The 23816-nt window shown below is 57.8% G+C and carries 28 protein-coding genes and 1 riboswitch; of the genes, 25 read left to right on the plus strand and 3 right to left on the minus strand.

Annotated features, from left to right (window positions below):
- Window positions 1-52: 52 nt before the first annotated feature.
- Window positions 53-153, minus strand: a riboswitch (TPP riboswitch).
- A 53-nt stretch (window positions 154-206) separates the two neighbouring features.
- The gene (gene yfbR / locus C1725_RS10560; RefSeq protein ID WP_102411571.1) at window positions 207-782 is read left to right on the plus strand and encodes a 5'-deoxynucleotidase; all 576 of its coding nucleotides are present in this window, start codon (window positions 207-209) and stop codon (window positions 780-782) included.
- Here yfbR and argF read toward each other — a convergent pair.
- On the minus strand, window positions 779-1735 hold the full coding sequence (gene argF / locus C1725_RS10565) for an ornithine carbamoyltransferase (protein ID WP_102413314.1): 957 nt from the start codon (window positions 1733-1735) through the stop codon (window positions 779-781). The genes yfbR and argF overlap by 4 nt on opposite strands.
- Window positions 1736-1947: 212 nt before the next feature.
- On the opposite strand from argF, the gene C1725_RS10570 reads away from it, so the two are divergent.
- From C1725_RS10570 to C1725_RS10665, 20 genes are all read left to right on the plus strand, one after another.
- Complete coding sequence (locus C1725_RS10570; RefSeq protein WP_102411572.1) at window positions 1948-2463, plus strand: shikimate kinase; 516 nt, start codon at window positions 1948-1950, stop codon at window positions 2461-2463.
- A gap of 57 nt (window positions 2464-2520) precedes the next feature.
- The gene (locus C1725_RS10575) at window positions 2521-3501 is read left to right on the plus strand and encodes a methyltransferase domain-containing protein (RefSeq protein ID WP_102411573.1); all 981 of its coding nucleotides are present in this window, start codon (window positions 2521-2523) and stop codon (window positions 3499-3501) included.
- Window positions 3502-3538: 37 nt separating this feature from the next.
- On the plus strand, window positions 3539-4744 hold the full coding sequence (locus C1725_RS10580) for a biotin/lipoyl attachment domain-containing protein (protein ID WP_102411574.1): 1206 nt from the start codon (window positions 3539-3541) through the stop codon (window positions 4742-4744).
- A gap of 24 nt (window positions 4745-4768) precedes the next feature.
- Window positions 4769-5473, plus strand: a complete 705-nt coding sequence (locus tag C1725_RS10585) for a YggS family pyridoxal phosphate-dependent enzyme (protein ID WP_102411575.1) — start codon at window positions 4769-4771, stop codon at window positions 5471-5473.
- Window positions 5474-5484: 11 nt separating this feature from the next.
- Window positions 5485-6108: a cell division protein SepF gene (locus tag C1725_RS10590; protein WP_102411576.1), complete on the plus strand. Its 624-nt coding sequence runs from the start codon at window positions 5485-5487 to the stop codon at window positions 6106-6108.
- 21 nt (window positions 6109-6129) lie between these two features.
- Window positions 6130-6417 carry a YggT family protein gene (locus C1725_RS10595; RefSeq protein WP_346026573.1) on the plus strand — a complete coding sequence of 96 codons (288 nt, stop codon included), beginning with the start codon at window positions 6130-6132 and terminating at the stop codon, window positions 6415-6417.
- Window positions 6418-6524: 107 nt separating this feature from the next.
- Window positions 6525-7157: a YlmH family RNA-binding protein gene (locus C1725_RS10600; RefSeq protein ID WP_346026574.1), complete on the plus strand. Its 633-nt coding sequence runs from the start codon at window positions 6525-6527 to the stop codon at window positions 7155-7157.
- A gap of 51 nt (window positions 7158-7208) precedes the next feature.
- Window positions 7209-7697 carry a DivIVA domain-containing protein gene (locus tag C1725_RS10605; RefSeq protein WP_346026575.1) on the plus strand — a complete coding sequence of 163 codons (489 nt, stop codon included), beginning with the start codon at window positions 7209-7211 and terminating at the stop codon, window positions 7695-7697.
- 89 nt (window positions 7698-7786) lie between these two features.
- Entirely contained in the window at window positions 7787-8068 is a 282-nt protein-coding gene (locus C1725_RS10610; protein WP_102411580.1) for a DUF5665 domain-containing protein, read from the plus strand.
- A gap of 16 nt (window positions 8069-8084) precedes the next feature.
- Window positions 8085-8594, plus strand: a complete 510-nt coding sequence (gene lspA, locus C1725_RS10615; RefSeq protein ID WP_102411581.1) for a signal peptidase II — start codon at window positions 8085-8087, stop codon at window positions 8592-8594.
- Window positions 8542-9447 carry an RluA family pseudouridine synthase gene (locus C1725_RS10620; protein ID WP_102411582.1) on the plus strand — a complete coding sequence of 302 codons (906 nt, stop codon included), beginning with the start codon at window positions 8542-8544 and terminating at the stop codon, window positions 9445-9447. Before lspA ends, C1725_RS10620 begins: the two co-directional genes overlap by 53 nt.
- An 84-nt stretch (window positions 9448-9531) precedes the next feature.
- Entirely contained in the window at window positions 9532-10086 is a 555-nt protein-coding gene (locus C1725_RS10625; protein WP_102411583.1) for a hypothetical protein, read from the plus strand.
- A 138-nt stretch (window positions 10087-10224) separates the two neighbouring features.
- The gene (locus tag C1725_RS10630; RefSeq protein ID WP_346026576.1) at window positions 10225-11241 is read left to right on the plus strand and encodes an AI-2E family transporter; all 1017 of its coding nucleotides are present in this window, start codon (window positions 10225-10227) and stop codon (window positions 11239-11241) included.
- A gap of 101 nt (window positions 11242-11342) precedes the next feature.
- Window positions 11343-11609, plus strand: a complete 267-nt coding sequence (locus tag C1725_RS10635) for an IreB family regulatory phosphoprotein (protein WP_102411585.1) — start codon at window positions 11343-11345, stop codon at window positions 11607-11609.
- A 13-nt stretch (window positions 11610-11622) separates the two neighbouring features.
- Window positions 11623-12060, plus strand: a complete 438-nt coding sequence (ruvX, locus tag C1725_RS10640) for a Holliday junction resolvase RuvX (protein WP_102411586.1) — start codon at window positions 11623-11625, stop codon at window positions 12058-12060.
- Window positions 12061-12070: 10 nt separating this feature from the next.
- Window positions 12071-12400, plus strand: coding sequence for a DUF1292 domain-containing protein (locus C1725_RS10645; protein WP_346026577.1), 330 nt, complete (start codon window positions 12071-12073; stop codon window positions 12398-12400).
- Between the two features lie 16 nt (window positions 12401-12416).
- The gene (locus C1725_RS10650; RefSeq protein WP_102411587.1) at window positions 12417-12773 is read left to right on the plus strand and encodes a DUF1292 domain-containing protein; all 357 of its coding nucleotides are present in this window, start codon (window positions 12417-12419) and stop codon (window positions 12771-12773) included.
- Between the two features lie 334 nt (window positions 12774-13107).
- Window positions 13108-14136, plus strand: a complete 1029-nt coding sequence (pheS, locus tag C1725_RS10655) for a phenylalanine--tRNA ligase subunit alpha (RefSeq protein WP_102413316.1) — start codon at window positions 13108-13110, stop codon at window positions 14134-14136.
- A gap of 21 nt (window positions 14137-14157) precedes the next feature.
- The gene (gene pheT, locus C1725_RS10660; RefSeq protein ID WP_102411588.1) at window positions 14158-16548 is read left to right on the plus strand and encodes a phenylalanine--tRNA ligase subunit beta; all 2391 of its coding nucleotides are present in this window, start codon (window positions 14158-14160) and stop codon (window positions 16546-16548) included.
- Between the two features lie 10 nt (window positions 16549-16558).
- Window positions 16559-17425 carry a shikimate dehydrogenase gene (locus tag C1725_RS10665; protein WP_102411589.1) on the plus strand — a complete coding sequence of 289 codons (867 nt, stop codon included), beginning with the start codon at window positions 16559-16561 and terminating at the stop codon, window positions 17423-17425.
- Between the two features lie 81 nt (window positions 17426-17506).
- Here C1725_RS10665 and udk read toward each other — a convergent pair whose 3' ends face one another.
- Window positions 17507-18112: a uridine kinase gene (gene udk, locus C1725_RS10670; RefSeq protein WP_102411590.1), complete on the minus strand. Its 606-nt coding sequence runs from the start codon at window positions 18110-18112 to the stop codon at window positions 17507-17509.
- Between the two features lie 139 nt (window positions 18113-18251).
- Between udk and C1725_RS10675 the strand changes: the two genes are divergently transcribed.
- The 4 genes from C1725_RS10675 (at window position 18252) to C1725_RS10690 (ending at window position 22177) form a co-directional block, all read left to right on the plus strand.
- A complete protein-coding gene (locus C1725_RS10675; RefSeq protein ID WP_346026883.1) occupies window positions 18252-19649 on the plus strand; it encodes an MATE family efflux transporter in 1398 nt (465 codons plus the stop codon).
- A gap of 120 nt (window positions 19650-19769) precedes the next feature.
- Complete coding sequence (locus C1725_RS10680; RefSeq protein ID WP_346026578.1) at window positions 19770-20846, plus strand: glycoside hydrolase family 18 protein; 1077 nt, start codon at window positions 19770-19772, stop codon at window positions 20844-20846.
- A gap of 206 nt (window positions 20847-21052) precedes the next feature.
- Window positions 21053-21517, plus strand: a complete 465-nt coding sequence (locus tag C1725_RS10685; RefSeq protein WP_102411593.1) for a hypothetical protein — start codon at window positions 21053-21055, stop codon at window positions 21515-21517.
- An 84-nt stretch (window positions 21518-21601) separates the two neighbouring features.
- Window positions 21602-22177: a xanthine phosphoribosyltransferase gene (locus tag C1725_RS10690; protein ID WP_102411594.1), complete on the plus strand. Its 576-nt coding sequence runs from the start codon at window positions 21602-21604 to the stop codon at window positions 22175-22177.
- Window positions 22178-22230: 53 nt separating this feature from the next.
- Here the strand turns inward: C1725_RS10690 and C1725_RS10695 are convergent, their stop codons facing one another.
- A complete protein-coding gene (locus C1725_RS10695) occupies window positions 22231-23715 on the minus strand; it encodes a fucose isomerase (protein WP_102411595.1) in 1485 nt (494 codons plus the stop codon).
- Window positions 23716-23816: the final 101 nt, after the last annotated feature.

Consider the following 23816-nt stretch of genomic DNA (forward strand, 5'->3'; position numbering starts at 1 on the left):
AAAAAACCGCGCCTCCCTCCGGTGGCGCGGTCAGATCAGACAATGAAAGTCTTCCTTGATTCTATCGCTTCCCTACGGTAGGATTATCTACACAGGTTCAAAGGGACCGGCTTTCGCCATCTCAGCATGTTACATGCGCCCCTAGCGGCTATTCAATTCGACGTTATTATACACACGGGGACAAAAATTGTCAAGGAGAGCGCTGTATGAATCATTTTTTCGCTTATCTCTCGCGTCTCAATCACATCTACCGCTGGAGTCTCATGCGGAATACCTTCCCGGAAAACGTCGCGGAGCACACCGCACAGGTCGCGTTCATCGCCCACGGAATCGCCACGATCGGCAATGTGCGCTACGGACGCGGCTATGATATCGGCCGCATTACCCAGCTCGCGCTCTTTCACGACGCGGGCGAGGTGCTCACCGGCGACCTCGCCACGCCGATCAAATATCAGAACGAGGAAATCAAGGCTGCGTACAAGCAGGTAGAGGAAGGCGCGGCCAAGCGGCTCCTCAAAATGCTCCCAGACGATCTCAAGGAGGCTTACGAAGGCCTGCTCACTCCCCGTGAGGATCAGGCAGCCTGGAAGGTCGCAAAGGCTGCCGACCGCATCGCGGCCTACACCAAGTGTCTAGAGGAGCTCAAGGCCGGAAACCGCGAGTTTGAGAAAGCCGCGCAGAGCATTGAGGCGAGCATTCGCAAAATCGAGCTTGCGGAGGTGGGGGACTTCATGCGGGAATTCGTCCCCAGCTTCGCTCTCTCGCTGGACGAGCTGAATTAACCCATCAGAAGCGCCATGACCGCCTTTTGCGCGTGCAGGCGGTTTTCCGCCTCGTCGAAGACGACGGATTGCGCGCCGTCGATGACGCCGGCGGATACTTCCTCGCCGCGGTGCGCAGGCAGGCAGTGCAGGAAGAGCGCGTCGTCCTTTGCGCACTGCATGAGCGTTTCGTTTACCTGATAGCCTGTGAACGCCTTCAGGCGTTCCTGCGCTTCCTTTTCCTGGCCCATGCTCGTCCAGACGTCCGTATAGACGACGTCCGCCTGTGCGGCGGCCTCCTTCGGATCTTCCGTAATCTCGACGCGGCTTCCGTGCGCCTCTGCGTTTTCCTTCGCCCAGCCAACGTAGGTTGGATTGGGCTGATACCCCTTGGGGGAGGCAACCGCTACGTCAAGCCCCAGCTTGGAGCAGCCGATCAGCAGCGAATGCGCCATGTTGTTACCGTCCCCGACAAACGCGAGCTTGAGCCCCTTGAGCGTCCCCTTGTGCTCGTAAATCGTCAGAAGGTCCGCCAGCACCTGGCAGGGATGGAACTCGTCCGTGAGCCCGTTGATGATCGGGATCGAGCCGTGCTGCGCGAGCTGACTCAAGTCGGATTGGCTGAACGTGCGAATCATGATCCCGTCCACCATGCGCGAGAGCACCTTTGCGGTATCCGCGATGGGTTCGCCCCGCCCGAGCTGAATGTCGGCTGTAGACAGAAACAGCGCGTGCGCGCCGAGCTGCGATGCCCCGACTTCAAAAGAGACGCGCGTGCGGGTAGAGGATTTCGCGAAGATCATCGCCAACGTCTTTCCTGCGAGCGGCTTTTCACAGCCGCCTGCTTTCTGTTCAGCCTTGAGCTTCAACGCCAGCGCGAGGGACTGGTAAATTTCATCTTCCTTCCAGTCCTGTAGCGTCAAAAGATGACGCTGCGCAAACCGTGCCTTGGGCGCGTAATGCTGTAAATTCATGAAAAACATCCCCTTTATGTTCATCGATAAATCGAGATGGCTAATTATACATCTTTCAGAATAAAAATTCAACCATGCAATGCAAATTTATACATACGCCCGAAAAACGGACAATCCTGGCGCTTTCGCTTGAAATCTTCACCTTTATGCGGTAAAATAATGCATTATTGAAAGGAAACAGCATGCAGTCCGCCATAAGGGGAAGGATAGAGATGGGAAACATCATTTTGATTGGAATGCCTGGATGCGGAAAGAGCACCGTCGGCGTCAAACTCGCGCAGGCGCTTGACATGTCTTTTATCGATACGGACGACGTCATCCAGGAGCGCAGCGGACGAAGGCTGCAGGAAATGGTCGATGACGACGGCATCGATCGCTTTTTAGAGGAAGAGGCGGACGCTGTCTGCTCGCTTCAAGTGAGCGGATACGTCGTCGCGACGGGGGGCAGCGTGGTGTATAAAGAGCGGGCGATGCGGCATCTGCACGCCGTGGGCACCGTCCTCTACATTGAGCTTCCCTATGAGGAGATCGAGCGGCGCATTCATAACCTGTCTTCCCGAGGCATCGCCCTGCGCGAGGGGCAAACGCTTCGCATGCTTTACGACGAACGCATCCCGCTCTATGAAGCCCAAGCGGATGCCGTCGTGCATGCGCAGGGCTTAAAAATGGACGAGACGGTTCAGGCAGCGATCAGGGCTTGTTGTGAAAAGCGGCAATCCATGGTATAATGATTCGACGTCGGGCGCGCGCAATAAAAGGCGCCCGTCTTTAAGGGAGAATACCAGATGAAGAAATTGTATTACGCGACCTTTATCCCGGGGATGGAACGCGCGGTGGAAGGCCTCCTCCGGCGAGAGGGCGGCGTAACGATCGAACGGATGCTCAGCGGGGCCGTGCTGTATCGCAGCGTCAAGGAACTGCGGCTTAACTATATGCACCATAACTTTCTGGTGCTGACGCAGATGCACGGCGTTTCGGACGTCGACGCGGCGGTAAAGAAGCTGCTCTCCGCCGGGGATTGGCTGGATCGGATCCCCTATGAAGAGGCGCGGGAGAAGCGCTTTCGCATCGTTACCATGGATCGGGACAAGCTCGTGCCGGTCAATATGCGATACCTTAACATGCTTGAAAAGGCGATCATCGAACAGACGGGGATGAAGACGCTTCGCGAGCGCCCCGACGTCGAATTGTGGATCGCCCGCCGCAGCGAGGGCGTGACGCTGTTCCTGTGGCGTTTGGGTTCCAAACGATCCGTCAAGCCGGAAAAACCCGGCGCTCTGCGCGGCGATGTGTGCACGATCGTCGCGGCGCTTGCGCGCGTCGGCGGCAAGAACGCGCTGAATCTGCTTTGCTCCGAAGAGACGCTGCTCCGTGCGCTGAAAAACGCGGGTGCGCGCACGGTTACGGGTGTTTGCGAAAAGGCGGAGGCGCAGTCAGCGCTCTCGCGCGTACAGGGTGCGCGCCTGGTCTGTCAAAATCCGCTGAGTCTCTCGTTTGCGGATGGAGAGATGGACGCGGTCGTTGCGCATCTTCCCGAGCAGCTGGAGGCCGCTCAGCCCGAAGCATATCTGCGCGGCCTATTGTCCGAAGCGCGGCGCGTCCTGGACGACAAGGGACGCATCGTCCTCGTCGGCGTTCGATCTCAGGCGGACAACGCGGTCGCGCGCGCCCCGGGCCTTGCCGTCACAGACAGCTTTGACATCCTGCTCAGCGGCCGCAAGTGTTCTGTATGGATTTTGGAAAAGGCAGAAGAAGACGCGCAGTAAAATGCGCATGCTGAAAAAACCGAAGGGAGGTTAGCGTTTGAGACGAAAAAAACGCGTGCGCATTCATGCGCGGTTTTACATGTTCATGGTGTTTGTAGCGCTGATCGCCTTTGGTATCGGCCTGTGGTTCTCGCAGCGGGATCGGCTTGGCACGACGGCGATCGTTACCGAAGGGAGCATGGGCAGCCAATATCAGGGTGAAATCGTCATCGCGCGCAACGAAACCCTGTACGACGCCGAGGGCGTGACGCGAACCGACTACATCGCCGAAGAGGGCAGCCATCTGTACAAAGGAAACGTCATCTGTCAGGTCTATTCGTCCGGCTACAACCAGACGGAAATCAACAAGCTGGAAAATTACCGCAGCGCCATCCAGCAGTACCATAAAGAACAGGTCATGAAAAACTACGTCGACGCGCAGCTGGAAAAGCTGGATTTACAGGTGGACACCCTCGCGCTCGAGGTTCGCACGCTGGTGCAGGGGCAGGGCGTCGGCAGCCTCAACAACCTGGAAAAACAGCTGACCAATGCCATCAACGCGCGTCAGAACTACCTGCGCCAAAAATATCCGGACGATCAGACGCTCAGCAGCCTGTACGACGAGGAGAGCCGGCAGCTCAAAAAAATTGAAAGCTGGACGACGACGTACGACGCTAAGGAAGAGTGCATTGTCAGTTTCTACACGGACGGGTATGAATCGACCGTAAATGCGAAAACCTATGAGACGATGACGCCCGCGCAGGTGCGCGCGGTGCTTTCCGGTCAAAGGCTGGAGACGGACGTCGTCTCGCGCGGTCGCGACCCAATCTTCAGAACTATCAAGCCGGAGGGCTGGTATGCGCTGCTCGTGAGCTCGGAAAAGAGCTGGAATCCAGTGCCCGGCCAGGCATACAAAATGCAGCTTGACGGCTTTGATAACTACCTCGTCGACGCCACCGTCGAGTCGTTCACCCGCTCCGGCGGAGAGCTTCTCGTGCGCATGCAGATCGACACGAACGTGGAGCCGGTGCTCAACATTCGCACGTGCCGCGTGGTGGTAGGCGAATTCGTGGACGGTGTGAACGTTCCGGTTTCGGCGCTCTATTCGCAGAGCAATATGATCGGCGTCGTGGTTTCGGAGCTCGGCACCGACACGTTTGTCCCGGTCACGGTCATTTCGCGCGACGAGAAGACCGCGTTCGTCCGCTCGATCTATGCGGGTTCCCCGCTGCAGGCGGGCAAGACGGTCAGACTGTTTAATTGATTGCGGAAAGAAAGATGAAGCTGCATGGATGATATCGAGCAAAACGTGGCGGACGTCAGGGAGAATCTTGCGCGCGCAAGCGCGGAATGGGGGAAGACGCCGGAGATCATCGCCGTCAGCAAGACGATCGAACCCGATCGCATCAATCGGGTCCGGCAGGCGGGCATCACCCAGCTCGGCGAAAATCGGGTACAGGAAATCCTGGAGAAGTACCCCTTTTTAGACGCTTCTTTTGCAATTCATCAAATTGGACAGTTGCAAACGAACAAAGTTAAATATATAATAGACAAGGTATGCATGATTCAATCCCTGGATCGTGAGAACCTGGCACAAGAGATCAACCGGCGCGCGCAGGAGACGCAAAGGCGCATGCCGGTGCTGGTGCAGGTCAATATCGGCCGCGAGCCTCAAAAGGGCGGAATGGAGATTGAAGAGGTACTGCCTTTTGTGCGCGCGTACGCGAAGCTTCCCGGCCTTTGTATCGAGGGGCTGATGGCGGTCATGCCCAACACGCGCGACGAGACAGTGCTTCGCCCGCTCTTTCGGCGGATGCGTGCGCTCTTTGAGGCGCTGCGCGGCGAAGCGATTGACGGCACGCAGATCCGGCACCTTTCGATGGGCATGTCTTCGGACTACGAAATCGCAGCCCAGGAAGGGGCCACCATGGTTCGCGTCGGAACGGCCATCTTCGGCAAACGCACGTATCCGGCGCAGACAAACCGAATCTGAGGAGGAAGAACATGGCGTTCATGGACTTTTTGAGCAAGATCGGCGTAATCTTAGGCGTCTACCCGGAAGAAGCGCCGGCGGACGACGGGATGACCGGTTATGACGAAGAGTACCCTGCAGAGGATTATTATCAGCAGCCCGCCGGCATGCGCCAGGAAGCGGCCATCCAACAGCCTGCGGCGCGCGCGGGGATGGGCCTTAGCGGCAAGCGGGGCGCAGTGCAGCCCGGTGTCTATGAGCCGGAGGAAGAACCTGTCTATGCTCCTCGCAAGACAACCCCGATTCGAGATAACGTCGTGCCCATGACGCCCCGGACGGACGCGGAGACCCGCAAGCACAGCGAAATGATCGTCTGTGTCCGCCGGCTTGAGGACAGCCAGAACATCATCAACGCGCTGCTCGACGGCCGAAGCCTTTTGCTGAATCTGGAAGAGATCGACGATACCCAGCGCCAGCGCGTGATCGACATGCTGGGCGGTGCGGCGTTCGCGCTGCGCGGCAAGATGATCCGCGTATCGCATCGCACTTATCTCCTGGCGCCGTCGACCGTCGACGTCGTGAACAGCACGGAAGTTCGGGGTGCGGCGCCTGGGGCGGTGCCCGCCGGAGAGTTCAACCCGGCTTTTCGCATGTAAGCAGTATGGATGGAGGATAGGATGATCCTATATCAGATAATCGGCGGCGTCGGCATGTTTCTTCGGCTGCTGTCCGCGCTCATCATCATTCAGTGCGTATTGTCCTTTCTCGTTCCATCCTATTCCGGGGTCATGCGGTTTCTGGATCGGATCGTGCAGCCGCTGCTCGCGCCGATTCGCAGATTGATTTTTAGTCTGACGCACCGGTCGATGATGTTCGATTTTTCGCCGTTTATCGCGTTGATCCTGCTCAGCCTTTTACAGGGGCTTTTGAGCAGACTGCAGTTCGCGGCGCTGGGGATCTTTTGATGGATACACAGAAAACGCTTACCGCGCGTCTTGGCGAACTTGCTACGCGCGCCGCGCGAAGCGGCCGTCCTTCGTATACGCGATTTTTAGACCCGTCGGAGATGCGGTTGGCCGTTTATGCCGCCGGTCAGGCGGGAGCAAGCGCGAAGTCATGGGGCGGCTACGAAGAGGCGGAGCGCACCGTATGCTGTTTTTATGCGGGGGACGAGCCCGTATGGGAATGGCCGTTTTGCTGTCTTTACGCCAAGTGGGATCAACGTTACGCGAGCCTTACCCATCGGGATATCCTCGGTTCTTTAATGGCTCTGGGTATGATCCGCGAGACGATCGGGGATATTGTAGTACGGGACGGTCAAATTTTCCTGTTTGCCTTGGAAGAAATGGCCGACTACATTGTGCTGAACCTCATCAAAGCTGGAAAAGCCTCGCTTCAGCTGCACAGGCTTTCCGAAGTTCCGCAAATGCCGCTGCCTGCGGGAAAGCTGATCCGCGATACCGTCGCGTCTTTGCGGCTGGACGCCGTCTTGGCGGCAGGGTACCGTCTGTCACGCGGGGATGCCTCGCAGGCCATTCGCGATGGCAGCGTACGCGTCAACTTTATGGAGGAAACGCGGCCGGATGCGCTGGTCGGCGCGGGCGCGTTGCTTTCTGTCCGGGGGATGGGCAGGGTTCGTGTCGAGCAGATCGACGGTCCTACCCGTAAAGGGCGCATCGCGATTGTGCTGTTCCGGTACGAATAAATGTCTTCTATATTACCGCCTTGTGGCATACAACAGAAGGGAGCGAACTTTATGGCCGTTACGATCAAGATGATTCAGGAGAAGCAATTTACGATTAAAGCGCGGGGTTACGACACCGACGAGGTAGACGACCTGCTTGAGGACATCATGGATGAAATGGAAGCCCGCGAGCGCGAAATCAAGGATCTGCGCGCGCGTCTGGCGCAGGCGAACGCCGCGTCGGACAGGCCCGCCCCTCAGCCTGCCCCGCAGGTCGTAAAGGATGACAGCGAGAGCGCGCGCGTGCTGCTGGCGAATGCGCAGCGTGTGTACGACCAAACCGTGGCCGACGCGCAGAACCGCGCCGCTGAAATCCTTGCCAAGGCGCAGGAAGACGCGGACAAGGTCGCCGCGAACGTACGCAAGGAGACGCAGGAGCTCAACGACCAGCTCGATACGCTGCGCAGCGCCGCGGCGGACTACCGTGCGCGATTCCAGCGTCTGGTGGACGACCAGATGCACGTGCTCAAGTCCGAGAACGAGCTGTTTAAAGCAAAGTAATCACGCGAAGAGGGGCGGGCGTTTGACGCCCGCCCGTTTTGCATTTTCAGGAGCGGTGTTGTCCATACTGTCCACGAGGTGAAGCCTTCATGGAAAAGCGGATGCGTCTGCTTATCGGGCAGATCGAACGCCTTACGAAAAATGCGGAAAAGCTCCGGCTGTCGGAATACCTGCAGTACGTCAGCGATACAAAACGCCTGCTCTGGGTAAATTTTGTGTCGGGCGTCGCGCGGGGATTTGGCTTTGCCGTGGGTTTTTCCATTCTGGGGGCGCTGCTCATCGTGCTGCTGCAGCGCATCACGGTCGACAACCTGCCCGTGATTGGCGAATTTCTTGCCGAGGTCATCCGCGTAGTAGAGCGAAATCTTTAAAGGACTGAAGATTCTGATGCGAAGGTATTGGCCCATCGCGCTCGTCGTGCTGCTGCTCGACCGCGCAAGCAAAATTGCGGCAAAGTCGCTCCTCCCGGCGATGCCGGGGGGCAGCTATCCGCTCATGCCCGGCGTTATACATCTGACATATGCCGAAAATACAGGCGTCGCGTTCAGCATGCTCCAAATAGCCCCTTGGATGCTGGCCCTCCTGACCTTTCTGGTGCTCGTTGCGGCAGCCCTCGCGCTCAGGCGCTGGGTACGGCCAAACCGATTGAATTCGTGTCTGGTCTGGGCGCTGCTAGGCGGCGGGCTCGGCAACTGCATCGATCGCCTTCTGTACGGCTACGTGGTGGATTTCATCGAGCCGCGTTTCGTTCATTTTGCTATTTTCAACGTAGCGGATATCGCGGTCACGGTTTCCTGCATTCTGCTTGCACTGATGACAGCCTTTGAAAAGAACGGAGAAGAGCATGGAAAGGATTCAGGCAAAGGTCGATTCCGAAAGCGCGGGGACGCGGCTTGACCAGTTTCTGGTGCGGCACAGCGGCCTTACGCGTTCGCGATGCGTCCAGCTGATCGAGGAGGGCCATGCCGCAATCGACGGCGAAGGCGTCCTCAAGGCGGGGCACAGGCTCAAAGACGCGCAGGAGGTCGTCCTAAACATTCCGGATGCCCGTCCTGCGCAGGTTATCGCGCAGGACATACCGATCGCCATCCTCTACCAGGACGCGGACATCGCGGTGATCGACAAGCCATGCGGCATGGTCGTGCATCCGGCCGCCGGAAATGAAGATGGCACCCTCGTCAACGCGCTGCTCTACCATCTGGACGGCCTTTCCGGCATTGGCGGAGAATTGCGTCCTGGCATCGTGCACCGCCTGGACAAGGATACCTCCGGGCTGCTCATCGTCGCGAAAAACGACAGAGCGCATCTTTCTCTGTGCGAGCAGTTTAAGGCGCGAACGATGGAAAAGCACTACCTCGCCGTCGCATTGGGGCGCTTTTCTCAGGAAAGCGGACGAATCGACGCGCCGATCGCGCGGCATCCTGTGGACAGGAAGCGCATGGCAGTCGTCGCGGATGGACGCGAATCCCACACTGAGTATCGGGTCATCGAGTCGCTGAAGGGCGCTTCCTACCTCGATGTGCATTTGCTTACGGGGCGGACGCACCAGATTCGGGTTCACATGCAGCATATCGGCCATCCGCTGCTGGGAGATGCGATTTACGGTGCAAAGCATCCGACCGTCAAGATACCCCGGCTGATGCTGCACGCGCATACCCTGCGCATCACGCACCCGTCGAGTGGAAAAATTATGGAGTTTTGCGTGCCTGTCCCAGACGACTTCCTAAACGTCCTGCAAAAGCTGCGGTAATTGTCCGCTGCAAATGTTCTCCTAGCATGCGCGCTTAAAACCGGGCCACAATAGACACGTAAAGCGATGCAGGAGGAAGCGGTAATGACGCGTGCCAATCGTCTGATCGGTCTTCCAGTCATTCATAACGCCCAAAGAGTAGGCAATGTGCTTTCGGCTCCGCTCGGAAGGGATGGACATGCGCTCGCGGGTATTGTCGTGCAGGGCGGTTTGCACAGTCCGCGGTTTATATCGCGGGAGCATATCACCCTGCTGGGAAATATGAGCGTCATGGTCGATACGCAGCCAAGGGAACGTCCGCCAGTCTTTTGCAGGCCGGGCCGGGTTCGAGATACCGGCGGCCTGCGCGTGGGGTGGGCCACCGATATTCGGCTGAATGAGCGGACGCTCTTCGTGGACGCAATCGAGGTTTCATTCGGTCCGATCGACGACATGCTCTATGGCCGCAGATGGATGCAGGACTTTACGCTGGATTCTGTCAGCGGGGACATCGTCATACCGTGGTTCTCGCTGGAGAGCCTTGAACGCAGCGAGAGGAGGATGCAGGATGCGGATGTCGACGTTTCGGGGAATGGCGGCGGGCAGCGTCCTCGGCCTTGCCATGGGCGCAGGGCTGATGATGATGCCGCAGGGACGTAAGATGAAGCGAATGCTGGACAAGGGAAGCGCGCAGATCAAAAAGCAAATGATGGATCTATGGGATCGCTGAGGCGGCGCAAAAGCACGGGAGAGAAGGCGGGTGTATCCGCCTTCTCTTTTTTGAAAGGAGGGAACGTCATGACGAAAAGAATCCGGTCGATCTTCGTCTTTACGGGGTTGGCGACAAGTTTGCTGCTGCTCGCAATTTACCCACCGACGCGCAGCGTCATCAAGACGGTGCTTTGGGGTGTCGCATGGGCCGCGCTCCTGAGCCCGCTTTGTGCCGTATTCGAGGGCTTCTTAAAAAGGGGATGGGCCGTAGCGCTCGCCGTTCTCTCTTCCTTCCTTTTCATCGGCGTCCTGATCGCGCTTTTATTGCCGCCGGTCATCGCGCAGTCCGTGGCGTTGAGCGCCCAAATGCCGCAAATTTTGCTGGGAGTTCAGCAGCTTATCGAACGCGGTCAGGCGTTTTTGAGCGGCTACGGCATCCAGCTATCCGGCGGCGGGCAGTTTATCGCGCAGCGCCTATCCGGCATCGGCGCACAGCTTGCCCAAAGCGCCTGGCACCAGACGGGCGCTTTGATGGACGGCCTGTCACGCATGCTGATTGCGCTCGTGCTGGCCATTTACTTTTTAAAGGATCGCGAAGCATTCGGCTACCGGCTTTCCATGTGTATTCCGCTCCGCTATAGAAAGCGCTTTCTCGCGGCTACCTCTCAGATGAAGCGTGAGCTCTTTCAATACCTGAAGGGGCAATTTACGGTCAGCCTGTTCGTGGGGGTGATGACCGCCTTTCTGCTGTGGCTGCTGCGGGTACCCTATTATCTGCTGCTGGGCCTCGCGATGGGCATTCTAGATATCATACCGTACTACGGGCCCGTGCTCGGTACGATCCCGGTGCTGCTGTTCTCCGTGGATATGGGCTTTCAGCACATGCTGCTTGCGCTGCTCGCGGTGGTGCTCGTTCAGCAGGTGGAGGCGAACCTTCTGAGCCCGCGCATCATGGGCTCGAGCACCGGTGTACATCCGGTAGCCGTCATCCTTCTTTTGACCCTGGGAAGCAGCGTCGGCGGCATCCGGGGCATGCTGCTGGCGCTACCGGCTTTTCTCGCTGCGCGCGGTTTTCTGCATGCCGTACGCTATTATCCCGGCTGAATACATCAAAATTTTAAAATCTATTTTCCCTGTATTCTTGCCTTTTCCTGTAGAAGCCGGTATAATACCACCATATAGCACAGAAAGCGGGGCGAATTCGCATGGCAGATCGTTCTGAAAACGAAACGCGGTATTTTCGCGCGGTAGGCGAAGCCGCGGACGACGCGCATTCGATCTTGATGCGCGTATACGATGCGCTGCGTGCGAAGGGATACGATCCGATCACGCAGATCGTCGGCTATTTGATGAGCGGCGATCCAACCTATATTACGAGTTATCAAAGCGCGCGTTCCCTGGTATGCCGGATTGAGCGCGACGAATTGATGGAGGAACTGGTTCGTTCCTACATCGAGCACAACGCGAAGTAAGGGAGGCATGCGCTTGCGCATTCTTTGTCTGGACGTGGGGGACCGGCGAATCGGTGTCGCCGTGAGCGACCCGTTGGGCATCACCGCCCAACCGCTGGAAACGTACACGCGCGTCGGCTACGGGCCGGACGTCCGCCATTTTAAAGAACTGGCGGCTGCGCATGAAACCAATCTGTTCCTTTGCGGCTTGCCGCGCAACATGGATGGCAGCGCCGGCGGTCAAGCGGAGCGCGTGCGCGACTTTGCTGCTCAATTAGAGGCGGCTGGTCTTTTCGTGTACTATCAGGACGAGCGCATGACGACGGTAAGCGCGGAACGCGCCCTGCTGGAGGCCGACATGCGCAGGGACAAGCGCAAGCAGAAGGTCGATATGGTCGCGGCGGTAATCATCCTGCAGGCATTTCTTGATGCCGGTGGTTTGAAGCATATTTCATTACATACGGAAAAGTGAGGAAACAAAGATGGACGATATGGAAAATCTCGAAGGCATGGAAGAAACCGAAATGGAAGAAGACGATATCATCGAGCTCATCGATGAAGACGGCGAAAGCGTGCACTTCGAACACTTGATGACGCTGGAATACGAAGGCGATCTGTACGTGATGCTCACCGCGCTGGAAGCAACTCCGGATACGGACGCGGACGAGGTTTTCATCCTCAAGATCGCCAAGGACGAACAGGGCGAGGATTGCTACGTCACGGTTGAAGATGAAAAAACGCTTCAGGCGGTATTCGACAAGTTTGTCAAGCTGAGCGAATCGGACGTTCTGGACGACGAACCGCAGGAGTAAGGCGGGTGGGACACATATGAACGAACAAATGGATCCCACGATCGTCGAGCTCACCGATCAGAGCGGTCGAACCTTTCAGTTCCGCTACGTGATGGCGATGGAGGTAGCCGGCAAGACATACGTTGTTCTGAGCGAGCTGGAGCCCCAGAACGCGCAGCAGGAAGACGAGCTTCTCTTTCTGCGCGTGGAGAAGACGGCGGATGGGTTGGATGAATACGTCGTGCCGGACGATCCGGAAGAGGTCGAATCGGTCTTTGAAAAGTACGTTGCCTACACGCTCAAGGAAGCGATGGACAGCGTATCGGATGAATGCGGCGACTGTGATTGCGAGCACGGGGACGCCTGCTGTGAGCATGATCATACGCTCCATTAAAAAGAGCTTGCTTTTCATCTGTTTGAATGGTATAATAGCGAAAATTAAAAGCGTTGAAGGAGACAATGCCCGCGCACATCGCGTCACGCAGAGAGGGTGGTCTTGGCTGAAAGCCGCCTGTGTCCGATGCGGGAAATTCACTCCGGAGCTGCTCTGCTGAAAGCAATAATAGGCAGAGTCGGAATAGCGGCCGTTATCCGCGCGAGGCCTTAACGCAGATTTCTGCGCGAGGTGAAGTTGGGTGGTACCACGAAGCTGCATCAGCTCTCGTCCCTATGCGGACGAGAGCTTTTTTGATGTGATTTCCAAATCCAAAAGGAGGATATCTATGAACATGCACGACCAGCTGCAGCAGATTCAAAACGAGCTGAAAGACCAGCTGCAGCAAATTCAAGATTCCAGCGCGCTGGAATCGCTGCGCCTGAAGGTGCTTGGCAAAAAGGGAAGCCTCACGCAGATTTTGCGCTCTATGGGGCAGCTGTCCGCCGAAGAACGTCCCGCGATGGGGCAGCTCATCAACAAAGCACGCGAGGACATGACCGCGCGGTTGGATGAAATGGCGCAGAAGATTCAGGCCTCTGAAAAGGAAGCCAAGCTGCGTGCGGAGAAGCTCGATGTCACGCTGCCTACGCCCGCGCCGCGCCAGGGCTGTCAGCATCCGGTCTCTCTCGTCATCGACGAAGTCGTCAACGTGTTCACCGGCATGGGCTTCGAGGTTGTCGATGGCCCGGAGGTGGAGCTGGATCACTTCAACTTCGAGCTCATGAACATCCCCAAGAACCATCCCGCGCGCGATGCGCAGGATACCTTCTACTTCGACGACAACGTGCTCCTGCGCACGCACACCTCCCCGGTGCAGGCGCGCACCATGACGACGCGCAAGCCGCCTATCCGGGTCATCTGTCCGGGACGCGTGTACCGGGCGGACGAGGTAGATGCTACGCATTCTCCGGTCTTTCATCAGATGGAGGGGCTCGTCGTCGACGAGGACGTCACGATGGCTGATCTCAAGGGAACGCTGGACGCCTTCGCCAAGCGGCTGTACGGCGACGACATCAGGACGCGCTTCCGTCCGTCTTTCTTCCCGTTCACGGAACCCTCTGCGGAGGTCGATTTGACCTGCGTCGCCTGCCACGGAAAGGGCTGCCGCGTCTGCAAGGGCACGGGCTGGATCGAAGTGCTGGGCTCCGGCATGGTCAACCCGAAGGTGCTTGAAATGTGCGGCATCGACAGCACGAAGTACAGCGGTTTCGCATTCGGCGTCGGCATGGAGCGCATCGCGATGCTGCGCTATGGCATTACGGATATGCGCATGCTCTACGAGGGCGATTTGCGTTTCCTCTCGCAACTGCGTGCGGACTAAGAAGGGCAGGGGGGAATCATCATGAAAGTACCGATGCAATGGCTGAAACAATACGCCGACGTTCCTGTGTCGGCTCCGGAATATGAAGAACAGATGATCATGCACGGCACCGGCGTCGAGGGCATTGAGGACATGGGCGCACAGGTGCAAAACGTCGTCGTGGGCCGCATCTTGTCCGTCGTCAAGCATGAAAATTCGGATCACATGGTCATCTGCCAGGTGGATGTAGGGGACGAGGTGCTGCAAATCGTAACGGGCGCGCCAAACGTCTTCGAGGGCGCGCTGGTACCCGTGGCCAAGTGCGGCGCAGTGCTGCCCGGCGGCAAGCACATCAAGAAGGGCAAGCTGCGCGGCGTCGAATCCTACGGCATGCTCTGTTCTGGCCCCGAACTGGATGTACCGGTCGATTTGTACCCGTCCGTCGGGGACGAGGGCATCCTCATCTTTAACGAGGAGTACCCGCTGGGGGCGGATGTAAGGCCGATCCTCGGCATCGACGACCAGATCGTGGACTTCGAGATCCTCGCCAACCGTCCGGACTGTCAATGTGTCTGGGGGGTTGCCCGCGAAACGGCCGTCACACTCGGCACCGAGTTTCGCAAGCCAGAAGTAAAGGTGCAGGGCGTACCGGGCAAGATGGAGGATTACGTGCACATCGAGGTGCGCGATACCGACCTTTGCCCGCGCTATGTGGCGCGCGTGGTCAAGAACGTGCGCGTCGCCGCCTCGCCCATGTGGCTGCGCAAGGCGCTGCATGGCTGCGGCGTGCGTTCGATCAACAACATCGTGGACATCACCAACTACGTCATGCTTGAAACGGGACACCCGATGCACGCCTTCGATCTGTCAAAGGTTCGTGATGGGCATATTATCGTGCGCCGGGCCCACGAGGGTGAGATGATCGTCACGCTTGACGGCAAGGAACGCGCGCTGTCTCCCGACATGCTGGTCATCGCCGATCAGGAGCGTGCGACGGGTATCGCGGGCGTCATGGGCGGCGAAGAGTCCGAAATCGTAGAGGGTACGCAGACGGTCATGTTCGAGTCCGCCGCGTTCGAACACGCCAATATCCGCGTAACCTCGCGTGCGCTGGGCCTGCGCACCGAGGCATCCGGCCGCTTTGAAAAGGGCGTCTGCCCGGCGACCGCGCGGGAAGCGATCGACCGCGCCTGCCAACTGGTCGAACTGTTGGACGCGGGCGACGTCATCGAAGACACGGTGGACGTTTATCCGGCCCCCGCGCCTACCAAGATCATTGAAACCTCCGTGCGCCGCATCTGTAAGCGCATCAGCGTCGATGTGCCCGGCGAAAAGATGAAAGAGATTTTGGAATCCCTCGAGTTCGGCGTTGAGCTGTCCGGCGATCGAATGGTCGTGACGGTTCCGAATTTCCGCGAGGACGTCGAGATGGAGGCGGATATATCCGAAGAGGTGCTTCGCATTTATGGATTTGAGCATCTGAGCGCGACGCTTCTTCGTGGCGAGACGACGCCCGGCGGACGCAGTCCACGCATGCAGCTTACCGACAAACTGGGCCGCATTCTTACGGGGCTCGGCATGTATGAAATCAAGAACTTCTCTTTCGTAAGTCCGAAGCTGCTGGACAGGCTGGGCCTTGCGGCGGACGATCCGCGTCGTGAACAGCTCCGGCTGCTCAATCCGTTGGGTGAGGATACGAGCGTCATGCGTTCCACCCTCGTGCCCTCCATGCTGCAAACGCTGGCGCTCAACCAGAACAGAGGCAACGAACAGGCCATGCTGTACGAAATCGCTCCCGTCTTCGACGCGAGCGCACGCACGGAGGAAGGATTGCCCGACGAGCATTGGATGCTGTCTATCGGCGCTTACGGCTCGCAGATCGATTTCTACGCAGTGCGCAACGCCGTGACCGAAATGCTCCGTCAATTTGGAATCGCCTGTGAAATTGAGCCTGCGGCAGAACCGTATCATCATCCCGGCCGGGCCGCAATCCTGCGGGCGCAGGCTTCTGTGATAGCGCGCATCGGCGAGGTGCATCCCGACGTGCTCGAAGCCTTCGACATGACGCGCCGCGCGTTGATCGCGGAAGTCGATCTGCGGGCGCTCGACACGCTCAAGAAGCCCATGGGAGAGGTCAAACCGCTGCCGCGCTTTCCGGCGGTTACGCGCGACCTGGCGCTGGTGATGGACGAATCAGTACCCGTCGGCACGGTACTCGCCTCCATCCGCAAGGCAGGCGGAGCGCTCCTCGAAAGCGCCGAGATGTTCGACATCTATCGCGGAGCGCAGATGCTGACCGGCAAAAAATCTGTCGCTTTCTCTCTGATTTTCCGCAGTCCGGACCGCACGCTCGTAGATGAGGACGTAAATGCGGTGATGACAAAGATCCTTTCTGTCTGCGAAAAGGAATACGGTGCGGTGATCCGCGCTTGACGGAGGATGCATGCCAGCTTTAAACCTTCGCATCGACGCCGCGACGCTGAAGTTTGCGCTGCTCGGCGGCTCGCTGCCGCATACATGGTCGCCTCAGATTCATAACTCTCTTTTCGACGCTCGTGCGCTCAACGCGGTCTACATCCCGCTTCCTGTTTCCGGTGAGTCTCTCCCATCCGCCATTGACGTCCTGAGGCAGAGTTTTTCAGGATTTAACGTGACCATTCCCTACAAAGAAGCCATCATACCGTTCCTAGACGAGCTCGACATGGCCGCCTCTGCCTGCGGCGCGGTCAACACGGTTTCGATCAGTGAACATGGGCTTCTCACCGGCCATATCACCGATGGGCTCGGCATGATGCGCGCCCTGCAGGAAGCCTGGGTCGATACGGACAAGGCAGACGTGTTGATCTTGGGAAACGGCGGAACGGCACGCGTGGCAGGCTTTGAAATCCTGCGCCGCGGCGGGCGGGTTACGTTCGCCGCGCGCAGCCTGGAACGCGCCCAAACGCTCGCTGCCGCGCTCGCGGATACGCAATCTGACGGACACAGCCGCATCGCCTGCACGGCGCTTTCGGGCATTGAGGGGGCTTTCGATATCCTCATCAACTGTACGCCCGTCGGCATGTACCCGCATACCGGTGTAAGCCCTGTGGAAGAGGAAGTGGTCGCGCGCTGCGCCGCTGTCTTCGATGCCATCTACAATCCCCCGCAGACTAAGCTGCTCGAATACGCCGCCCGGCATGTGATCAAAGCGGTGGGGGGATTCGGCATGCTGTTTTATCAGGCTGCGGAAGCCCAGAAGATTTGGCTCGGGAAATTGCCGCCTGCCAAGGCGCAACGTGAAATCTTCAAAATGCTGGAACGGGAAATATAGCCGTTTAAGATTCTTCCGGATATACAAAAAGGAACCGAAAGTCTGCAATGTGTAAACAGACTTTCGGTTCCTTTTTTAAAGTTACAGGTGCAGGCCATTGTTGATATATCCAGCGAGTATTTCCGCAATCTTTGCATTTTTTCCGCCTTTACCGACGATGACGTCCGCATATTCGATATAGTTGCGGATGTAGCGGTCGAACATCGGCTTGACCGTGCCAAGATACTGCTCGGAAATGCCGTCGATATGGCGGCCCCGCTCCTTTATGTCGCGGCTGATGCGGCGCAGCAGGCAGATGTCCGGCTCGACATGCATGTAGAGCTTCAGGTTCATCATGTCCCGCAGACGCGCGTCGTAGAAAACGTGAATGCCTTCGAGAATGATAACCTCGCACGGAAGCAGGAGCTCGTCCGAATCCATACGACGATAGCGTGTATAATCATAACGCTTCTGCGTGATCGGCTTTCCAGCGAGCAGCGCCTGCATGTCGTGGAAGAGCAGATCGTGATCAAAAATGTCCGGCGCGTCGTAATTGAGCTTTTTGCGCTCCTCCAGCGTCATTTCGGGGTGATCCAGATAGTAGGCGTCCTGATTGATGATGCAGATTTCCCGGGTCGCCATGGCCGCCATCTCTTGGGCAAGCGTGGACTTCCCGCTGCCGCTGGCGCCGCAAATGCCGATGAACATCACGGATTCCCCCTTTTTTCATCGTTAGAGAAGATACCATTTTTCATATCTGTTTGTCAAGAGATTGCCGATTGGTGCGGAATTGCGCTTGATTTTGTCGCCTCTTATGGTATGATGAAAGGGAATGTGCTTGAAGGGAATGAGAAATACGAACACCGCCAAAAATCGTGCGCAGGAAGAAGGCGGGCAGCTCCGGGAGGTCGTACGCCTCGCCGCACCGGCCATCACAGAAAACCTGCTGGTAACGCTGGTGCAATACGTAGATACGGCGATGGTCGGCAGCCTTGGAGCGGTGGCGACGGCGGCGGTCGCCGTCAATGCGTCGCCCATGTGGCTGCTGGGCGGCATCATGACCTCCGTAGGCGTGGGCGGCATGGCGCTCGCGTCGCGCTTTTTCGGGGCGGGCGAGTACGACGACGCTGAGCGAGTCTGCGGACAGATGGCTACCTGTGCCCTCGCGCTGTCCGCATTTTTTATGCTCGTCGTCTGGCTGATCGCCGGAAGGCTTCCCGCATGGATGGGCGCAGAAACGGAAGTCCAGCCGCTTTCCGCCGATTATATCCGCATCGTAGCGCTTGGATTCATTCCCAACTATCTGGGAATCGTGCTCGCCAATGCGCTACGCGCCATCGGCGACATGCGTACGCCCATGCTGTTGACCGCCGCCTCTAATGTTCTCAATGTGATCGGAAATACCCTGTTAATTTTCCCTTCACGTACGGTACAAATCGGTTCCCTGTCCCTGTACGTGTGGGGTGCAGGCCTCGGCGTTCGAGGGGCAGCCATCTCCACCGCCATTTCCACGGCGCTGTCGGGTCTGTTGATGCTGCTCTGCCTCATGCGACGCAGGCGGCGCATAAGGCTGCGTGGGAAATACATGCGTCCGCAGCGCGATCTGCTCGTCCGAATGTTTCGCGTAGGCGTTCCCGCAGCGCTGGAGCGTGTCGCCATCAACGTAGGTCAGATTCTCTTTGCGCGTATGGTAGCCTCCTTTGGCACCGCGCAACTGGCGGCGCATCACCTGGCGATTACGGTTGAATCCCTCGGCTACATGCCAGGCTTCGGCATCCAGGCGGCGGCGACGGCGTTGGTAGGGCAGTCTCTCGGCGCGCGGGATACGATTCGCGCTGAACGCTACGGACGCATCTGCAACCGTCTGGGTATCCTCTGCATGTGCGCAGCCAGCGCGCTCATGGTCATCTTCGCTTATCCGCTCATGTCTCTCTTCACGCGCGATCCACAGGTACGGCAAATCGGCGCAAGGCTGCTCTATTTCTGCGCGGCAGAGGAACCCTTCTTCGGTGTGGCCATCGTAATGAGCGGCGCGCTGCGCGGAGCAGGGGATACCCGCGTGCCCTTCTACATATCGCTTTGCACGATGTGGTGTGTGCGTCTGGTGGTCGCCTATGTATTTGGCATCGCGCTGGGGCTGGGGATTTATGGCGCATGGGCAGGCATGGTGGCTGATCTCGCCGTGCGCGGGATATGGCTGTACATCCGATTTGCGAAAGGAAAATGGAAGACACTGAGCGTATAAAAATGGCAGAGACCAAACGCGCTTTCCCGCTGTCTATTTAGCAGTGTATCAGGGAAGGAGCGTGACGTGATGAGAGCCGCACGGCTATTTCAGGCCATGGCGCAGTTAGGAGCACTAATGATGATCATATCTACTCTTTGCATCCCTTTTTTCGGCACCCGTGCCGGTGTACCGGAGCCCGAAAGACAGCTGATGAGCGGCGCCTATCTGATGGATAAGGCTAACGTCGACCTTCGAGACGAGGATGCGCAGCATTTGACCCACCTCTTTTATTCCTTTGGTCTGATTGAAGACGGCCGCCTGAAGACATCTCATTTGCGGCATTGGCAGCAGATGACATCCTTCCGTGACAGGCATCCGCACATTCAGTTGATTCTCGCGGTCGGCGGATGGGGAGCCGACGGCTTTTCGCAGGCCGTTCAGTCGGCGGACGAGCGCGCGGTGTTCATCGATTCCATTCTCGACGCGGTTCAAAAATACGATTTGGACGGAATTGATCTCGACTGGGAATACCCGACGATCGGGGCGGGCGGAATCTCTGCCGCCCCACAGGATAAAGAAAACCTCGTACACCTCGTGCGCGAGCTTCGCGGGGCGCTCGACGTCCTCGGCTCGCAGACGGGGAAGGCATACCATCTAAGCCTCGCCGTCGGGGCTTCCGAGGGAACCGTAAAGGGAATCGACGCGAAGGCGCTGAACGGCCTTGTCGATTATGTGAACGTGATGACCTACGATCTGCGCGCCGAAAAAAAGGCGACCCATCACGCGAACCTGTATCCCGCCGCCTACGACAAAAACGCAATCAGCGTGGACTCGGCTGTGCGCATGCTGGAGTCCATGGGTTTCTCGAGGGAGAAGCTCGTTCTGGGCGGCGCGGCCTATGGACGCGTCTGGAGCGGTGCTGAGGCGCTGGGGGCTGCCGCGCTCAACAGCGGCAGTAAGTTTGTGACCTACGACACGATTCGTGCCGATTATCTACCCTCTAATGCATACGTTTTACGCTGGGATGAAGACGCAATGGCGCCCTATCTGCTGGGGGAGCAGACCTTTATCAGCTTTGACAATCCCCAATCCATGCGGCTCAAGGGCGCGTACGCCCGTCAGCGAAAGCTTGGCGGCATGATGTTTTGGGATTACACGCAGGATTCCTCTGGAGAACTGCTGCGCGCTATGGCGCAGGGGCTGAGAACCGATTGAGCGGGGGTGCATAAGCTGTATTGAGCGCACTGTAAGCTTGGAGCATCGGGCTCCAATTTGCTTCAGGCGGAAAGGAGCAGCTTATGAATCAATCTCATTGCCTCCCAGGCGCCTGCGCGCCGATGCCATGCAGCCCCTGCTGCGATATACCCCGCCGATATCTGGTGGATCGAATCCTCTGTTCCGGTCGGGAATGGATTCGGTGTTTGGATACATGCCTTTGCATTACGGGAATTTGCGACTGCCTGCCGGCGCCGTTGACGCTGACGGAAGTCTGCTACGACGGCGGGCCCGTCGAATACAGGGAATGTGCCGGCGTACAGCGCGGCGCGCTGGTCTATGAAGTGGACATACCGCTTCGCGCCGTCATTCAGGACGCAGTTTGCTGCACACATGTCGGCTGCACAAAAATCTGCGTACGCGTTTGCATCCCGTTGAACTGTCCTCGTGGAGAATGCCGGCAGACGCGCGTCGTCTTTGTACCGGCCGTCCGGCTCGTCTGTGGCCCTGTCTGTTCGCAGGGGCTTTCCTTTGACGCGCGGCTGGAATGCGTGGTAGAGGCCTATCTGGTCCGGCCGGAAGCCGTGGGCGCCTCCGACCCGTGCTGCAGGCCGATGCCCAGGCCGCTGCCGCTCTACCCGGTTCCGTACGATCCATGCAGGCATGCTTAAAAACCTTCGGTTTTTCTGTTGTACATCCCGCTATATTGCGGTATAATAGAAAAACAATCATCTGATAAATACGAGGAGAAGTACATGAAGGCACTGGAAGATAAAATCCGCGCAGAAGGCCGGGCGCTGAATGCGGATGTACTCCTGGTGGATTCCTTTTTGAACCACCAGATTGACGTACAGCTGATGAAGGCGGTCGGCGAAGCGTTCGCCGATCACTTTAACGGAAAGGGCATCACGCGAATCGTCACCGTCGAAAGCTCCGGCATCGCGCCCGCAGCGATGACCGCCTTGGCGATGGATCTGCCGCTCGTCGTCATGAAGAAGCAGGGATCTCGTATTCTGACGGACGACGTCGTGCAGACGACCGTGCAGTCGTTCACCAAGGGGACGAAATATGAACTGACCCTGAAGCGGCATTTTATCAAGCCCGACGATCGGGTGCTGCTGATCGACGATTTTCTTGCGAGCGGCGAGGCTGCTGTAGGCGTACACACGCTCTTGTCCGGCCTGGGCGTGACGCTCGCCGGCATCGGTATCGTCATTGAAAAAGCCTTTCAGCCAGGCCACCAGCGTCTGGAAGCGATGGGCTGCGACGTCTATTCGCTGGCACGTGTAAAGCGCATGGACGCCGGATCGATCGAATTTATCGAAGACTGAAAAGATGTATAAAGAAGAGACGCCGCTCCGAGAAACGGCGTCTCTTTGCATCTTCACGCTTTAAACGGGTTTTCATCCCTATACAGCATGCTCTTAGGCTGATTAAAGGCGATGTCTTCAACGCCAAGGCATTTTATCGCGGCGAAGAGTGCTTTCCCTACATGCGAAAACGCGACGGCGCCGTGATGCGGGTAGTGCTTGGCGATCAAGACGTGCCTGTAAAAGCGGCCCATTTCCGGTATGGCGAAAACGCCGATGCCGCCGAACGAGCGAGTCGCGACGGGAAGAATCTCTCCTTGCGCGATGTAGCTGTGCAGCGTCGTATCTGCGCTGCTTTGCAGGCGGAAGAACGTAATCTCTCCGGCCTTTAAATCGCCCTCCAAGGTGCCGCGCGTGATGTCGGGTTCCACGTCCGGCTCGAGGGAGCGCTTCATGATGCGCTGGAATTTCATCTCGCCCTTTGCGAGATGGCAGATGGGCGTGTTGCCGCAATGGAACCCCATAAAGGTATCCGTGAGGGCGTAATCGTACTTGCCCTTGATTTCGCTCTCATACATATCCTTGGGGACGGAGTTGTTGATGTCCAGCAGCGTGGGGGCATTCTCCGTGACACAGGCGAGGATGTACTCGCTGAGCGCTCCATAGATGTCGACCTCGCAGGAGACGGGAATCAGGCGCGAGGTCAGGCGCGCGTTGACGTAGCAGGGAACGAAGCCGAACTGCGTCTGGAAAGAGGGCCAGCACTTATTGGCAAAGCAATAGTAATCGCTCGCGCCCTTATTCTGCTCCGCCCAATCGAGCAGGGTGATTTCATACTGCGCCAAGCGGGGAAGAATGCCCGGCATGCGGTTTCCTTCTCCAAGCTCTTTTTCCATGTCCGCAATCACTTCCGGAATGCGCGGATCGTCCTTGTGCGCCTGATAGGCGGCATACAGATCCAGCTCGGAGTTTTCCTGAATCTCCACGCCCAGGTCAAAAAGCGCCTTGATCGGGCCGTTGCAGGCCAGGAAGTCGTAAGGACGCGGGCCGAACGTAAATATCTTCAGCTTTCCCAGTCCCAACTGAACGCGCGCGACGGGCACAAACTCTGCGATCATCGCGGAGATTTCCGCCGCGGTGCCCACCGGGTATTCGGGAATATATGGGCGTAAATGGCGCAGTCCCAAGCTGTAGCTGGCGTTCAGCATGCCGCAGTAAGCGTCGCCTCTTCCTTCGATCAGGGAGTCCCTGCTTTCTTCCGCTGCGGCGATCACCATCGTAGGGCCTGCAAACTTTTGAATCAGCTGCGTTTCCGGGCCTTCGGGTCCGAAATTTCCCAAGAACAGGACGAGCGCATTGCATTCGCTTTGCCGAAGCTCCTCGAGCGCCTTTAAGCCGTCTTTTTCGTTCTCGACGGTTGTTTGAACTTCCACAATTTCTCCGCCCGCCTTGCGGTAAGCCTCAACGACCGCTGAACGTCTGCGCGAAGACAGCGCGATGGGGAAGCAGTCCCTGCTGACGGCGACGATCCCCAGCTTCACGTCGGGAATATTGCGCATGAATCATACCTCCTGAAATAAAAAATTCGTCGCCTTATTCTATCACAAAAAGAACGGAATGGAAATGCCTGTTTTGATACCTTGTCGTTTGTTTGCATACG

Source organism: Beduinella massiliensis (genome assembly GCF_900199405.1).
Lineage (GTDB): Bacteria > Bacillota > Clostridia > Christensenellales > Aristaeellaceae > Beduinella > Beduinella massiliensis.